This window comes from Thalassotalea coralli (assembly GCF_055786205.1).
On sequence record NZ_JBVVBK010000002.1, the window covers coordinates 181,882 to 196,611 of the forward strand.

The 14,730-nt window shown below is 38.9% G+C and carries 14 protein-coding genes and 1 tRNA gene; 12 read left to right on the forward strand and 3 right to left on the reverse strand.

Annotated features, from left to right (window positions below; genetic code table 11):
- Position 1 precedes the first annotated feature (1 nt).
- The 8 genes from ACOB80_RS06175 (at position 2) to ACOB80_RS06210 (ending at position 8,042) form a co-directional block, all read left to right on the forward strand.
- Positions 2–388, forward strand: a complete 387-nt coding sequence (locus tag ACOB80_RS06175; protein ID WP_473164944.1) for a VOC family protein — start codon at positions 2–4, stop codon at positions 386–388.
- A 70-nt stretch (positions 389–458) separates the two neighbouring features.
- On the forward strand, positions 459–719 hold the full coding sequence (locus ACOB80_RS06180) for a DUF5062 family protein (RefSeq protein ID WP_473164945.1): 261 nt from the start codon (positions 459–461) through the stop codon (positions 717–719).
- Positions 720–738: 19 nt separating this feature from the next.
- Positions 739–1,776 (forward strand): isoaspartyl peptidase/L-asparaginase family protein, encoded by a 1,038-nt coding sequence (locus tag ACOB80_RS06185; protein WP_473164946.1) that lies wholly within the window; start codon positions 739–741, stop codon positions 1,774–1,776.
- Positions 1,769–2,254: a CreA family protein gene (locus ACOB80_RS06190; protein ID WP_473164947.1), complete on the forward strand. Its 486-nt coding sequence runs from the start codon at positions 1,769–1,771 to the stop codon at positions 2,252–2,254. The genes ACOB80_RS06185 and ACOB80_RS06190 overlap by 8 nt, the downstream gene beginning before the upstream one ends.
- A gap of 21 nt (positions 2,255–2,275) precedes the next feature.
- Positions 2,276–3,070 (forward strand): hypothetical protein, encoded by a 795-nt coding sequence (locus ACOB80_RS06195; RefSeq protein WP_473164948.1) that lies wholly within the window; start codon positions 2,276–2,278, stop codon positions 3,068–3,070.
- A gap of 122 nt (positions 3,071–3,192) precedes the next feature.
- Positions 3,193–3,612 (forward strand): CBS domain-containing protein, encoded by a 420-nt coding sequence (locus tag ACOB80_RS06200; RefSeq protein WP_473164949.1) that lies wholly within the window; start codon positions 3,193–3,195, stop codon positions 3,610–3,612.
- Positions 3,613–3,705: 93 nt separating this feature from the next.
- Positions 3,706–7,662, forward strand: a complete 3,957-nt coding sequence (hrpA, locus tag ACOB80_RS06205; protein ID WP_502321923.1) for an ATP-dependent RNA helicase HrpA — start codon at positions 3,706–3,708, stop codon at positions 7,660–7,662.
- 77 nt (positions 7,663–7,739) lie between these two features.
- A complete protein-coding gene (locus ACOB80_RS06210; protein WP_473164950.1) occupies positions 7,740–8,042 on the forward strand; it encodes a PilZ domain-containing protein in 303 nt (100 codons plus the stop codon).
- A 96-nt stretch (positions 8,043–8,138) separates the two neighbouring features.
- Here the strand turns inward: ACOB80_RS06210 and ACOB80_RS06215 are convergent, their stop codons facing one another.
- Positions 8,139–9,329: a class I SAM-dependent methyltransferase gene (locus tag ACOB80_RS06215; protein WP_473164951.1), complete on the reverse strand. Its 1,191-nt coding sequence runs from the start codon at positions 9,327–9,329 to the stop codon at positions 8,139–8,141.
- Positions 9,330–9,434: 105 nt separating this feature from the next.
- Here ACOB80_RS06215 and ACOB80_RS06220 point away from each other — a divergent pair, with 105 nt between their 5' ends.
- Positions 9,435–9,704 carry an acylphosphatase gene (locus ACOB80_RS06220; protein ID WP_473164952.1) on the forward strand — a complete coding sequence of 90 codons (270 nt, stop codon included), beginning with the start codon at positions 9,435–9,437 and terminating at the stop codon, positions 9,702–9,704.
- Between the two features lie 74 nt (positions 9,705–9,778).
- Here ACOB80_RS06220 and ACOB80_RS06225 read toward each other — a convergent pair whose 3' ends face one another.
- Positions 9,779–9,988 carry a DUF1653 domain-containing protein gene (locus ACOB80_RS06225; RefSeq protein ID WP_473164953.1) on the reverse strand — a complete coding sequence of 70 codons (210 nt, stop codon included), beginning with the start codon at positions 9,986–9,988 and terminating at the stop codon, positions 9,779–9,781.
- Positions 9,989–10,109: 121 nt separating this feature from the next.
- A tRNA-Met gene (locus ACOB80_RS06230) sits at positions 10,110–10,186 on the reverse strand.
- A gap of 219 nt (positions 10,187–10,405) precedes the next feature.
- Here ACOB80_RS06230 and rlmKL point away from each other — a divergent pair.
- From rlmKL to uup, 3 genes are read left to right on the forward strand one after another with little or no spacing between them, the layout of a single operon-like run.
- On the forward strand, positions 10,406–12,574 hold the full coding sequence (rlmKL, locus tag ACOB80_RS06235) for a bifunctional 23S rRNA (guanine(2069)-N(7))-methyltransferase RlmK/23S rRNA (guanine(2445)-N(2))-methyltransferase RlmL (RefSeq protein ID WP_473165336.1): 2,169 nt from the start codon (positions 10,406–10,408) through the stop codon (positions 12,572–12,574).
- A 1-nt stretch (position 12,575) separates the two neighbouring features.
- Entirely contained in the window at positions 12,576–12,821 is a 246-nt protein-coding gene (locus tag ACOB80_RS06240) for a glutaredoxin family protein (RefSeq protein ID WP_473164954.1), read from the forward strand.
- Positions 12,808–14,718 carry an ATP-binding cassette ATPase Uup gene (gene uup, locus ACOB80_RS06245; RefSeq protein WP_473164955.1) on the forward strand — a complete coding sequence of 637 codons (1,911 nt, stop codon included), beginning with the start codon at positions 12,808–12,810 and terminating at the stop codon, positions 14,716–14,718. The genes ACOB80_RS06240 and uup overlap by 14 nt, the downstream gene beginning before the upstream one ends.
- Positions 14,719–14,730 lie beyond the last annotated feature (12 nt).

The following is a 14,730-nucleotide window of genomic DNA, read 5'->3' on the forward strand; positions in this document are numbered from 1 at the left end:
TATGATTGGTTATGTCACTTTAGGCACAAATAATTTAGAAAAAGCGGCCGCTTTTTATGACGAGTTACTGGCAACGCTTGGTGCTGGGCGCTTTATGGAAAATGACAACTTTATTGCTTGGGCTACTTCACCTGACCAACCAAGTGTTTGTGTGACTAAACCTTATGATGGCAATACAGCTAGTGTAGGTAATGGGGTAATGGTCGCTTTAGTTGTTGACTCAACAGATAAAGTTGACGAAGTCTACAATAAAGCTTTATCGCTAGGGGCAACTTGTGAAGGTGCTCCTGGTCCTCGTGGTGAATTTTCGGGTTTTTACGCAGGTTACTTTAGAGATTTAGATGGCAATAAGTTAAATGTTTTCTATTACGACCTAACACAAAGCTAATTGATTAACTCTATAAAGATTTTGGACAACGCTGATTAGCGTAGGCATATTAAGTACTAGGAAGACTTAAATGAAGAAACATAAGAATGAAGCAGCCTTGGTTAAAAAAGCGGTACAAATAGGTGAAAAATACGCAGTTAATCGTGGTTTCAAGGGGTTTACGACGACGATGTCGGCAAAACAAAAAGTCGAGGTGCTGTACAGGCTATTAGTACAAGACAAGTTAATTCACCCGCTACCAGTTGATGATGAGTCAGTCCTTAACATGCAACATAAATTAGCCTTATGGATTGCAAAGCAACTGCCTGAAAACCACCCCTTATTACAATAATAATATGAAGAAGAATCACATGAAAAATTTATCTTTATTAACGTTGTTTACCTTAAGTTCTACGCTAGGTTTATCTAGTTTTAACGCTAGTGCTCAGCAAGAACAGTTTGCTATTGCTATTCACGGTGGAGCCGGTGCTATTGCAAAAGCTAAAATGACGCCTGAAAAGCGAAAACAGTATGAAAGTAAATTAAAACAATCACTTAACGCTGGTTACGCGTTACTACAAAAGGGCGCAACTAGCCAGGAGGCAGTAATTGCAGCCATTAAAATCATGGAAGAATCTCCATTGTTTAATGCGGGCAAGGGGGCTGTGTATACCTATGATGCTTCTCATGAATTAGACGCATCAATTATGGACGGTAAAACGTTAAATGCTGGTGCTGTATCTGGAGTAAAAACGATTAAAAGCCCTATAGAAGCAGCTGAGTTGGTAATGGAAAAATCAGTGCATGTGATGCTTACAGGTGAAGGTGCGGAACAATTTGCGAAATTAAATGGCCTTGAACAAGTTGATAATAGTTATTTCAATACCGAACGTCGTTATAAGTCGTTGCAGCGCGCCAAGAAAAAACTCGAAAAAACGCAAAAGACAAGTAAAGACTACCAAGCAGCTCACAGCATGTTAGACACTGAATTTAAAGTGGGAACAGTTGGTGCTGTGGCTTTAGACAAATATGGTAATTTAACGGCAGGAACTTCAACTGGCGGAATGACGGCGAAACGTTACGGCCGAGTTGGTGATTCGCCAATTATTGGTGCTGGCACATATGCCAATAATAAAAGCTGTGCTGTTTCAGCAACCGGGCATGGTGAATACTTCATTCGCTACAATGTTGCAGCAGATATATGCGCGCGAGTTCAGTACAAAGGTGACTCTATTGAAAAAGCGGCAAATACCGTTATCCATGATATTCTCTTACCAGCTGGCGGCACAGGCGGTGTTATAGTTATCGATACTAATGGCAATATTGCCATGCCGTTTAACACTCAAGGCATGTACCGCGCAAGCAAACACTCTAATGGTACAACTAAGGTGGCTATTTTTGATGAATAAGAAATATTTTGTACTGGCGTTATTGGCTATCATGACAGCTGGCTGTTCAGACGATGTTGGCAAAGTAAGCTTAGGATTGTTTACCACGAAAGATGTGGTCATAGAGGCTAAAAAAGATCCTAAAATAGCTGGTGTCACTTGTCATATTAGTCACGTAGAAGCGGATCTTGATTTTGCAGATCCGTCAGATATGAGTATTGCTTGTCGATTAACTGGTGACATCTCACCAAATGAAATTGCTGCTATTGATAAGTCCAAGAATGGTGAAGTCGTATTTAAAGAGTCTAAAAGTATTCTCTTTAAAAGTTTAAAGGTACGACGAATTTATGATGCCGATAATCAAACCTTGATTTATCTTTCATACTCAACCAAAGAGTCTTCAGGAAGTCACCATCATTCAATATCTACGGTACCTTTATGGGGAACAACTGCTTGGCAAGCGCCCAATAAAGTGTCGAATACATCCAATAACGGCTAGTTTTCGTCTGGATAATAAATAATGTTTAATTTTAGCTTTTTGAAAAATACAGAATTACTAGACGCACCGACAAGAGACTGGATTTTTGACGCAGCAATCTGGGCAATTGACATTTGCGAGCCTGTGCCATTTGCAGAGCAAAAGTCTCTAATTTTACCTTCAAATGAATTTTACCCAGGTAGAGTTTCAAGTGTACATGAAATGACAGAATCGATAGTGCATAAAACAATAGCGCATGCACAAATGTCTCATTGGCCATTTCAACTGCTTGGACAAAACACTGGAAAATTTAATAGACAAGTTCAAAACCCTCAAAAATTAATTTTTAATGGATTTATGAGAGGCAAGGGGGCAGAACTCGACAAGACAGAAGTAACCCAATCTATTCCTATTTATTGCAATTTTACTCAGGTTAATCAACCAGAAGATATGATAGCGGCCACGGCGCAACAGTTGGCATATCAGCTTATCGTTCAGCGTGGTACCTTGCCCCCGGGTGGAAAAGAGTTCCTTGAACAAGGCATCGACTTTCTTGCTTGTTTTATGGGTTTTGGCGTCATGATGGCCAATACTGCCTATCAGTTTAAAGGCGGTTGTGGTTCGTGTTTTAATCCTTATGCGAATAGAAGTGCTCATTTGCCGGAGCAAGAAACGCTTTATATTTTAGCTCTATACTGTGTGATTAAAGGTTTTGACGCCAAAATAACAGCACGCCATTTAAAAGGTCATTTACGTAGCAACTTCAAAATCATGTATAAACAAATAGCAAAGAAAAAGGCTCAACAAGAGTTGCATCCTTTGTTACTCGCCAGCTAATCGTTCAATTAAATTTGTTTTAAGTGCAAGTACTTAAAAAAACACATCATTTTATGGGAAATTCTCTCAATTAGCGTCTACGCTTAATAAAGTAGACAACAATAAAATGAAAGGGCTCTGGCATGGAGAGTTTACAAGTAAAAGACTATATGAACCAATATCCGGTTACATTTACGCCGGACATGGCCGTTGAAGAGGCGTCATTACGCTTTTTAAAAACGAAAGAAATTGGTGGTCCTGTTATCGATGACAAGTATTGTTTAGTGGGCTTTTTATCGGAAAGTGATGTAATAGGTAAGATGCTAGAATCAAGTTACTACGGTGAACACTTAGCAGATGTTAAAGATTTAATGCGTACCGATGTGCTCACAGTGAAGCCTTATTCAAGTATCGTTGAACTTGCTCAGCAAATGTTGGGGAATAAACCAAAAGTTTACCCTGTTGTTGACGACGATGATAACTTACTCGGTACTATTTGCAGAAATGATGTGCTAAGAGCGATAGATATGCACCAAAGAGCAAAAGCACAAGCTGCCGGCTAAGCGCTAAATAAGGTAAAGCTATTGATAAAGACGCTTGGTATTAAAATATATCCTTGATAAAATGCGCTTTTTAAGGCGCATTTTGAGTTTATTTTGTCTAGTAATTCCTTAAACGAATCACCATCAGATAACAATCTTCCCTCGCAATCAGAACTAATGTCTTTGTTAGATGGCGTTAGACTAGCTGATAAAGCGTTGTTGAAAAGCCGTATCTTTGGTTCGAGTAAAATAAAGAACCAAACGAAACGAGAAAAAGTTATTTCCGATATCCTAAATAATATCCAACACTCTATCGATCATAAGCTCGCCAAACAGCAACAAAATATAAAGGTCGTTTACCCGCAAAATCTTCCTGTTTCACAAAGTGTTGATGTTATCAGTAAAGCGATTGAAGAAAACCAGGTGGTGATCATTGCTGGTGAAACGGGCTCAGGTAAAACAACACAAATACCTAAGATATGCTTGGAGTTAGGGCGCGGAGTCGAAGGAATTATTGGTCACACGCAGCCTAGACGTATTGCTGCTAGAACGGTTGCTAATCGCATTTCTGAAGAGCTTAACAGCGAACTAGGTAATCTAGTAGGTTACAAAGTTAGGTTTACTGATAAAGTAAGTGACAAAAGTTATATCAAATTAATGACCGACGGTATTTTGTTAGCAGAAATGCAACAAGATAGGTTACTTAGGCAATACGATACCTTGATCATTGATGAAGCTCATGAGCGAAGCTTAAACATTGATTTTATTCTTGGTTATCTGCGTCAGATACTACCTAAACGCCCAGACCTTAAAGTCATTATTACGTCTGCGACCATAGATCCCGAAAGGTTCGCTGAGCATTTTCAGCTAAGTGAACAACAACAGGTTCCAATAATTGAAGTATCAGGACGAACCTTTCCTGTAGAAATGCGTTATCGTCCACTCAATGACGATCAAGAAGGCGTCGACGTAATTTCCGGCATTATTAATGCGATTGACGAACTTGATGATCTACCTTTAGGCGACATTTTAGTTTTTCTTAATGGTGAGCGAGAAATACGTGATACGGCGTCAGCACTCGAAAAAATGGAGTATCGAGATACGCAAATATTACCCTTGTTTTCTCGTTTAAGTGTTCAAGATCAGAACAAAATATTTCAGTCTCACCGAGGGAGAAACATTGTACTGGCAACTAACGTTGCTGAAACAAGTTTAACGGTGCCAGGTATACGTTATGTTATCGATCCTGGAACAGCCCGTATTTCTAGATATAGCTATCGTACTAAAGTACAGCGTTTGCCTATAGAGCCGATTTCACAAGCCAGTGCTAACCAAAGAGCAGGTCGTTGTGGTCGTGTTGCTGAGGGTGTTTGTATTCGTTTGTATAGTGAGGAAGACTTTCTAAGTCGTCCTGAATTTACCGATCCTGAAATACTTAGAACAAACTTAGCTACCGTTATTTTGCAGATGTTAGCGTTAGATCTCGGTGACATTAAAGCATTTCCATTTGTACAAGCGCCTGACAACCGAAATATCAGTGACGGTGTAAGATTACTGGATGAGTTAGCCGCGATTGAAAAACGCGGTGAAAAATCACTACTCACTAAGCAAGGTCGACTGCTTGCCAAATTTCCGGTTGATCCTAGGTTAGCTAAAATGGTGCTCGCTTCAACTGAATTTGGCTGTCTCGAGCAGATCATGATAATCGTCAGCGCACTTAGTATCCAGGATCCAAGGGAAAGACCGCATGAAAAACAGCAAGCTGCTGATGAGAAGCATTCACGGTTTAAAAATAAGGAATCAGATTTTTTAAGCTACTTAATGTTGTGGCAACACATCGAAACTCAACAAGCGAGCCTTAGCAACAACCAATTTAGACGCTTGTGTCAAAAAGAGTACTTGTCCTATATTCGTGTTAGAGAGTGGCAAGATATTTTCAGTCAGCTAAAACTTGCAATTAAAGAGTCGAATTTACCTTATTCTTCATTAGACTTTGATCATGAAGAACAAGGCCATGCAAACTTAATTCATCAAGCCATGTTACCTGGGCTGTTAAGTCATCTTGGTCAACTCGACGAAAATAGAGAGTATAAAGGGGCTAGAAACTCGCGATTTTATATTTTCCCTGGTTCAGGTTTAGCTAAAAAGTCACCTAAGTGGTTAATGGCCGCTGAGCTTGTTGAAACTAGTCGGTTGTTTGCACGTACAGTTGCTAAAATAGACGCTAATTGGATAGAGCCTGCGGCTGAACACTTAATCAAAAGAAGTTATAGCGAACCGCATTGGGAGAAAAAGCAGGGCGCTGTAATGGCATTTGAGCAACTATCGCTCTATGGCCTTATCATTGTTGCAAAGAGAAAGATTAATTTTCATCAAATTGAGCCTAGAACCTGCCGTGAGATCTTTATTCGTGAAGCACTGGTCAATGGCGACGCCAATATCAATGAATCTTTTTTTCAGCGCAACAAAGATCTGATCAAGGAAGTTGATAAGATAGAGCAAAAAGCTCGTCGTCGTGACTTTTTGGTGGATGAGCAAATACTGTTTGATTTCTTTGATAATAAACTCCCAGATAAAGTTATTTGTCAGCGTAGCTTCTTATCATGGTGGAAAGAAGCAAAGCAAAAAACACCTAAACTTTTAAATTATTCTCGTGAGTTCTTACTTAACGAAGATAAAGAAAAAGTGTCGAAACTAGACTTTCCAGATACCTGGAAACAAGACGCACTTACTTTACCGCTAACTTATCATTTTAGTCCTGGCGATATTGACGATGGTGTTAGTGTGAACATACCTATCGGTATTTTAAATCAAGTACAGAATATCGGCTTTGATTGGCAGATACCGGCAATGCGCTACGAGCTAATGGTAGCGATAATAAAGGGTCTTCCAAAAGCCACACGTCGCAATTTTGTCCCTGCACCGAATTATGCACAAGCCTGTTTTGATGCGATTGCACCTGGAGAGTTAACTCTTGCACAAGCAATGGCAAAACAATTATTACGCATGACAGGAGTCCGCGTGGAGCCAGAGTTGTTGACCGAAACTTACAAGCAATTGCCAGTTCACTTAAAAGTAAACTTTAAGATTTTAAACGACAAAGGCAAAGTAATTGAACAAGGTCGCGACCTGGTACTTTTACAAGAAAAGCTGCAAGGTAAAGTAAAAGCGTCAATTCAGAAAGTTGCTGATAAAGGTATTGAGCAACAGGATATTACTACCTGGTCTTTTAAGCCGCTCCCTAAACAATTTGAGAAAAAAGTAGGACCGATCACCATAAAAGCGTTTCCTGCGTTGGTAGATAAGAAAACGTCTGTTTCAATAGAGCTTTTTGAGAATGAAGTTGTTGCAGAGCGAGCAATGGAGTTAGGTGTTGCTCGAATGATCTTGTTAAACATTCCTTCACCGATAAAATACTTACAGCAGAAATTGCCAAACAAAGCCAAACTTGGCTTGTATTTCAACCCGTTTGGTTCGATACAAGAGTTATTGAATGATTGTATTTTAGCAGCATGTATTTATTTAGTTAGGCAGCAAGAAAACTTACCCGTATCTGAGCAAGATTTTGAAAAGCTGAAAGATTTTGTACGAGCAGAAATCGCTGATACTGTGCTGAACTTAGCTATTCAGGTAGAAAAGGTATTGGCGTTAAGTCACGATGTAAACAAAAAGCTAAAAGGTAAAATCCCATTAAACTTAATTCAGGCGAGTGGTGATATAAAGCAACACGTTAAAAGTTTAGTTTATAAAGGGTTTGTTACAGAAGCAGGCTTTGAAAGAATGCAGGACTTAGCTCGATATTTGAATGCAGATCTAAGACGCTTAGAAAAAATTAACATTGACCCTAATCAGGATAGACTGAAACTGCTCGATATAGAAAAAGCAACGGAAATGGTAGAAGCAGCTAAATCTAAAGCGAAACAAGAGCATTTATTGCTTCAAGAGTTAGCAGAGGTTAAATGGATGATTGAAGAGTTAAGGGTTTCCTTGTTTGCCCAAAACTTGAAGACACCATACCCAATTTCTTTAAAACGGGTGCAAAATCACGTAAACCAGTTAACAAAAGGTTAAATTTGTCATTTGACATGATAGTTTTGCTTGAGTATAAAGAAACGATATAAAACTAAAAATATTGGCGTGAGGTAGTTATGGTTGTTAGCTATGATGACAAGCGAAATTTTTATCGCATGATGTTAAATAGTGACGTATCGGTAACCATTATTGACGATGAAGCAAACAGTAATATTGTGGCTACATGTCGAGACTTGAGTGCGACTGGCATTGCCATTGAAATGTCTCACCCGCTAGAGGTAAACACCAGAGTTAAAGTTAGCGTTGATTCTTCTGGTAGCGCTATTCAACCTTTAGACGTCAAAGGAAAGGTTGTACGCGTGACTGAAGAGACTCCTAATAATTATCTTATAGGAATCAATATTGCCGAAATAGACTAGATTTTGTAAAGCTAAATAAATAATTCTGTTGTCAAAAATTGACATAAAAAAGCCCTAACTTTCTTTAGGGCTTTTTTATTGGTTATTTGCTTTAGTTTAATAGACTTGGCACACAAACCCTTTTAAGTAATAACCTTCAGGGTAACTGCTAATAACAGGGTGATCGTGAGCCTGATGTAATCGCTCAACAAAATGCACTTGTTTTTTAGCATCAAGCGCAGCGTCCGCGACTACTTTTTGAAATAACCCTGCATCTAGCAAGCCTGAACATGAAAAGGTTAATAGAAGGCCGCCAGGGTTCAGTAACTGCATTGCCAGCATGTTAATATCTTTATAGCCGCGACAAGCGCTAGTTAGCTGAGCTTTTGAGTCCACAAATTTCGGTGGATCCATTATGATCATGTCGAACTTTTTACCTTCACTGCGATATTGACGTAGTAATTTAAAAACATCTTCTTTTATGTAACTGATTTTATCCGAAGCAATATTGTTTAAATCAGCATTCTCTCTTGCTTGTTCGAGTGCTAGTTCAGATACGTCTACATTGGTAACATGCTTTGCACCACCCATAGCGCAATGTAAAGCAAATGTTCCGGTATAAGAGAAACAATTTAATACTTCTTTATCTTTAGCATAATGACCACTAGCAAGGCGGGAGCTTCGTTGATCTAAATAAAATCCTGTTTTATGGCCACTAGCAACATCTAGATTTATTTTTACACCATGCTCAATGATGGTCGCTTTCGTCGACTCTTTGGGTTGAGATAACCAACCAGTTATCGGCTGCAAGCCTTCTTTTTTTCTAACATCCACGTCTGAACGTTCGTAAATACCACAGTCAGGATAAAGCTCCTGCAAAACAGCAACGATTGTATGGCGATGAAAATCAGCGCCTGCACTGAGTAACTGGCAAACGAGTAGGTTATCGTACTTGTCTATCGTAATTCCTGGTAGGTCATCAGATTCACCAGCGATGAGTCTGTATCCGGTAAGATCGCCATCTTGAATAAACCAATCACGCCTTTTTTGCGCATTTAATATTTTTTTACGAAAAAATTCCGCGTCAATTTCTTCATTTTCTAGGAAAGTCCACACGCGAATTCTTATTTGAGAATCGGGAGAATAAGCTCCTCTAGCAAGCCATTTTCCTGAATTATCAAAAACTTCTACAGTATCACCTACCATAGGTTTACCTTTGATTTTGTTAATTCCTTTTGAGAATACCCAAGGGTGGCGTCGAACCAAGGACTTTTCTCTGCCCACTTTTAAATAAATTCTTGCTGACATTTGCCTATACTTACTAGAGCGATTTGAATTGCGCGAGTTTAGTCAATCTGATGACGGTGTGCAATTTAAATTGATAAAACGAATAACATAGAAGAGAGTTGGCTTATGAATGTAAGTTACGTCGCCCATGTAAGTGGCAAAGTACAAGGTGTGTATTTTAGGGCATCAAGTCAGCAAATGGCTATAGAGTATGGACTTAGTGGCTATGCCCATAATTTGGCTGATGGCGAAGTTGAACTGTTATTGTGTGGCGATCAAGAAAATGTTGATAAAATGTTGGATTGGTTAAACGACGGACCACCACAAGCAGAAGTGACTAAGGTGTCAGCTAAAGAAGTACCTTGGCAAGATCATAATCATTTTTCTATAGGTTAAATGTTGCTTAGAGAAAGCTTGTACTTTGAGTTATACCAATTACATTAAATTGGCTTAACGACAAGCTTTTGAATTTAACTTTCAACCAAGGTAAAGCGTTTTATCTTTTTGCCTTCTCTTTCGATTGTTTCATCAAACATAGAAAGAGGGCGGATCCAGATATCTCGTTCGCCATATTCTGGTTGATAAACCACATGAAGCTCTTCTGTTTCACTGTGTTTGGCAATATATAACACCTGATAGAAATTGCCTTTAAAATGCTGGTAACGGCCAGTAGGGATCATTTCGTATTATCTTTTCGAGTAATTTCGTTGAACTATGCTTTAGTGTTAGAAAAAAGGCAAGATAACTTAATTGCTAAAACAACAATATTGTAAATAGGTATTTTTGATAATATAGGAAAATTGGTTGCGGGAGCCAGATTTGAACTGACGACCTTCGGGTTATGAGCCCGACGAGCTACCAGGCTGCTCCATCCCGCGCCCGATTGCTTCCCTGTTGAAAGCGAGGCGTATGTTAAGGATAGTTGGCTCAGAATGCAAGGCGTTTTATTAAATTTTTTTTATTCGCTGGTTAGTTGAGCAATTCGTGTTAAATCTATACAGAAAACTTAAGTTACTTGGCTTACATAGCTTGAAATCGCTATATATAAACAAATAGATTGTTTATAATCAGTGCCAAATTTTCTTATCATCACCCATATGCAAACAACTGACTCCTCAGAATTATCTACTTCTAATCTAACCGCCTTTTTAGCATTAACTTCTCCAGGGATAGAAATATTACTGGCAGATGAGCTTACAGCGTTAGGTGCGTTAGAAGTTACGCAAAAACCAGAAGGGGTTTATTTTAAAGCTGAATTAGCGACGGCGTATCATATATGTCTATGGAGTCGCTTTGCCTCTAGGATTTTATTGTCGTTAGGAGAAGGCGAAGCAACTGGTGCTAAATCGCTTTACCAAAGTGCAACGGAAATAGCTTGGTCAGATGTTTTTGAAAGCCATTCAAGTTTTGCTATCGATTTTGTTGGTAAAAGCCGAGAAATACGCAATAGTCAATTCGGTGGCTTAACGGTTAAAGATGCGATAGTTGATCACTTTAGAAACCAAGGTGATTTGAGGCCGAATATAGATAAGGTTCAACCTGATGTGAGAATTCAAGCTAGATTACTTAAAGAAAAAGTAAGCTTTTATTTAGACTTCTCTGGCAGAGGACTTTTTCAACGTGGTTATAGAGAGCAATCTGGCGCTGCTCCTCTTAAAGAAAACCTGGCCGCCGCTATTGTTCAACGTAGTGGTTGGTTAAAACGGACAGAAGAAAAGTTAGTAGACCCTATGTGTGGTTCGGGTACTTTGTTGATAGAAGCTGTTTCTATGGCATTAGGGATCGCACCGTCAATAGACAGAGAGTATTGGGGCTTTTCTAAATGGTTGGGTCACGATGAAAGTACTTGGCTAGAAAGTTTACAGCAAGCCAAAGTAACTACGAATCAACGACTTGCTACTGGAAACCTTAAAGTTATGGGGTTTGATTTAGATGGTCGTGTCATTCAAACGGCTAAGCAGAATGCTAAACTAGCCGGTTTGTCTGGTTTTATCGAATTTCAAGTGCAAGATGCTAATGAAATTAGTAATAAGTTTGGTGAGAAAGGAACGTTAGTATTTAACCCTCCATACGGTGAGCGTATTGGTGACTTGCCTGAACTAGTTGATACTTTCGTGACCTTAGGTGATATATTCAAAGCTGATTTTGAACAATGGCATCTAGCTATTTTCACTGCTAACGTAGAATTGCTCTCTTTACTTAAATTAAGTAGTTTTAAGCGTTACAAATTTAAAAATGGTCCTTTAGATTGTCAACTTGCCTTGTACATACTTGATGAAAGTCAAAAACGTAAAGATCAAGCAGTACAAGAAACTTATGAACACAAAGGTGATTCAGCGTTTGCTAATCGTTTAAAAAAGAATATCAAGGGTCTGAAAGGCTGGTTGAAGCAAAATGATGTATCTTGTTATCGAGTGTATGATGCTGATATCCCTGAATACAATGTAGCTGTTGATGTGTATAACGATCATATTGTTATTCAGGAGTATGCAGCACCTCAAAATATCCCTGCTGACAAAGTCGCTAAACGACTGCAAGAAGTTATTTATTTTGCTCCGCGCGTGTTAAATGTTGAAACCGACAAAGTTTCTTTGAAAACACGAGCCAAGCAAAAAGGTAAGAATCAGTACCAGAAACTTAGCGAGAAAAAACAATCGTTAATTGTTACCGAGCATGGTGCTAAGTTGTCTGTTAATTTATGGGACTATTTAGATACTGGCTTGTTTCTCGATCACCGTAAAACACGTCAGCTGGTAGCGAAAGCGACCAAGAATAAGTCGTTGTTAAACTTATTTGCGTATACAGGGTCAGTATCAGTTCAAGCAGCACTTCACGGTGCGTCTGCCATTACAACTGTAGATATGTCGAATACTTATTTAAACTGGGCAAAAGAAAATTTTGCCTTAAACAATTTAAATAGTGATAGTTACCAGTTTGTTCAAGCAAATTGTTTGGAGTGGCTTAAGCAAAACAAACAAGCTTATGATGTGATCTTTATCGACCCACCGACATTCTCTAACTCAAAGCGTATGGAAGATAGTTTCGACGTACAAAGAGACCATTTAGCATTGTTAACAGATGCTGAAAAAAGTTTGTCTGATGGTGGTGAAATCATTTTTACCAATAATAAGCGCAACTTTAAAATGGATCATGAAGGGTTAGCTGAGGCAGGGTTGAAAGCCAGAAACATCACAGATTCAACTAAAGATAAAGACTTTATTCGCAATAAGCATATTCATAACAGTTGGTCAGTGACTAGAGCTTAGTATGACAGTTGCATTTAATTTATTTAGTAGTGAAGGGTGTCATCTGTGCGAGATTGCACATGGCCTATGTGTTGAAGTAGGTATAGATGCACACATTCGGATAGTTGATATTGTTGATGATGAAAAGCTCGTTGAACAATATGGAATCCATATCCCAGTATTAAAACGATTGAGTAACGCTCAATGTTTATACTGGCCTTTTGATAAACAAGAACTAGAACAATTTATTGCCGATGGAACTAATTAGAATTACAGCGGGGGAACTCGCTTATGGTGACGCCAAAATTCTTGACGATGCCACTTTACGAATCAACAAAGGTGAACGCGTTTGTCTAGTAGGACGCAATGGTGCTGGTAAATCCTCTCTTTTAAAGATACTCAGTGGCAATAAGCTACTTGATGATGGTCAAATGATCATTTCTAACGATGTACGTGTTGCGATGTTAGAGCAAGATCCACCAGAATCTTGCGATGACAAAATTTTTGATTATGTTGCTCAAGGTGTAGCCGAAAACGCAGTATTAATCAGTGAATACCATGCTTTAGTTGAAAAAATTGCACATGATAGTAGTGAGAAAACTCTAGAAGCATTATCTATTGTGCAGCAAAAGCTAGAACAAGCTAATGCATGGCAAGATGAACAGAGAATCGAACAAGTACTGACTACATTAAAATTAGAGGCGAACAAAAGAGTTAGCGAACTATCAGGTGGCTGGTTAAGAAAGCTTGCGTTAGCAAAAGCCTTGGTTTCAAATCCTGATGTTTTGTTACTAGACGAGCCAACGAACCATTTAGACATCGCGAGTGTTCTTTGGTTAGAACAGTTCTTAAAAGATTATAGCGGCACCATAGTCTTTATTAGTCACGATAGGGCGTTTATTCGCTCATTAGCGAGTCGCATCGTAGATCTAGACCGTGGTAACTTAACTAGTTATCCAGGTGATTACGATAAATACGTTGAACAAAAACAACATGATCTACAAGTTGAAGCTCAACAAAATGCACTTTTTGACAAGAAATTAGCCGAAGAAGAAGCTTGGATCAGGCAAGGAATTAAAGCAAGGCGAACTAGAAATGAAGGTCGCGTCCGAGCTTTAGAGAAACTAAGAAACGAACGAAAAGAGCGAAGAGAATTAAGTCATCAAAAAGATATGAAAATATCTCAAGGTGATCGCTCTGGTAAGTTAGTGTTTGAATCTCATCAGTTAGGCGTTGCTTTTGATGATAAAAAAGTAATCAGTAACCTAGATTTACTCATCACTAGAGGCGATCGTATCGCATTGATTGGTGCTAACGGCACTGGTAAGTCGACCTTGATTAAGTGCTTGATGGATGAGCAGCAACCCACAGAAGGTAAAATGCGTGTGGGTGTTAATTTAGACGTTGCTTATTTTGATCAGCACCGCGAAGCACTTGATCCTGATAAAACAGTACAAGATACAGTTGCCGACGGTAAGCAAGATATTACGGTTAATGGTAGAACTCGACATGTTCTTGGCTATTTACAAGACTTTTTATTTAGCCCCAAAAGAGCAAGAACACCTGTACGAGCATTGTCGGGCGGAGAAAAGAACAGGCTGTTGCTAGCAAGATTATTTTTGAGGCCAAGTAATTTACTTATATTAGATGAGCCAACAAATGATCTTGATATAGAGACATTAGAATTACTTGAAGAAGTCGTTGCAAATTATGCTGGAACCGTTATTTTAGTCAGCCATGATCGCGATTTTGTTAATAATTGTGTAAACACTTGCCTTTACTTCGATGGAAGTGGTCAAATAACACAATTGGTTGGTGGTTATGATGACGTTGAAAATTATGTTCAGCGAATAGACGCTCAACGAAAAGCGCATCTTGCACAGCAGCAGGAAAAACAACAAGCAGAAGTTAAAGCGAAAACAAAACCTACTGAGACTCAGCAAAAGAAAAAACTATCATATAAAGAATCAAGAGAGCTTGAACAGTTACCAGAACTGATAGATGCGCTTGAATCTGAAATAGAGTCGATGCAGGAGCAGGTAAATGAACCTGGATTTTTTAACCAAGATTCAGAAGTTACCAAGAAAATATTGAACCAGCTGGAAGAAAGTGAGTCAAAGCTCGAAGCTGCCTTTCTTCGATGGCAGGAATTAGACGAAATATAGCAAGTTTAAGAG

Bases quoted from the DNA above. Each gene is read 5' to 3' on its own strand.
- ACOB80_RS06220 (WP_473164952.1), top strand. From the start codon at position 9,435: ATGAATGTAAGTTACGTCGCCCATGTAAGTGGCAAAGTACAAGGTGTG.
- ACOB80_RS06225 (WP_473164953.1), bottom strand. From the start codon at position 9,988: ATGATCCCTACTGGCCGTTACCAGCATTTTAAAGGCAATTTCTATCAG.
- ACOB80_RS06240 (WP_473164954.1), top strand. From the start codon at position 12,576: ATGACAGTTGCATTTAATTTATTTAGTAGTGAAGGGTGTCATCTGTGC.
- rlmKL (WP_473165336.1), top strand. From the start codon at position 10,406: ATGCAAACAACTGACTCCTCAGAATTATCTACTTCTAATCTAACCGCC.
- ACOB80_RS06175 (WP_473164944.1), top strand. From the start codon at position 2: ATGATTGGTTATGTCACTTTAGGCACAAATAATTTAGAAAAAGCGGCC.
- ACOB80_RS06215 (WP_473164951.1), bottom strand. From the start codon at position 9,329: ATGTCAGCAAGAATTTATTTAAAAGTGGGCAGAGAAAAGTCCTTGGTT.
- ACOB80_RS06200 (WP_473164949.1), top strand. From the start codon at position 3,193: ATGGAGAGTTTACAAGTAAAAGACTATATGAACCAATATCCGGTTACA.
- ACOB80_RS06190 (WP_473164947.1), top strand. From the start codon at position 1,769: ATGAATAAGAAATATTTTGTACTGGCGTTATTGGCTATCATGACAGCT.
- uup (WP_473164955.1), top strand. From the start codon at position 12,808: ATGGAACTAATTAGAATTACAGCGGGGGAACTCGCTTATGGTGACGCC.
- ACOB80_RS06180 (WP_473164945.1), top strand. From the start codon at position 459: ATGAAGAAACATAAGAATGAAGCAGCCTTGGTTAAAAAAGCGGTACAA.
- ACOB80_RS06185 (WP_473164946.1), top strand. From the start codon at position 739: ATGAAAAATTTATCTTTATTAACGTTGTTTACCTTAAGTTCTACGCTA.
- ACOB80_RS06195 (WP_473164948.1), top strand. From the start codon at position 2,276: ATGTTTAATTTTAGCTTTTTGAAAAATACAGAATTACTAGACGCACCG.
- ACOB80_RS06210 (WP_473164950.1), top strand. From the start codon at position 7,740: ATGGTTGTTAGCTATGATGACAAGCGAAATTTTTATCGCATGATGTTA.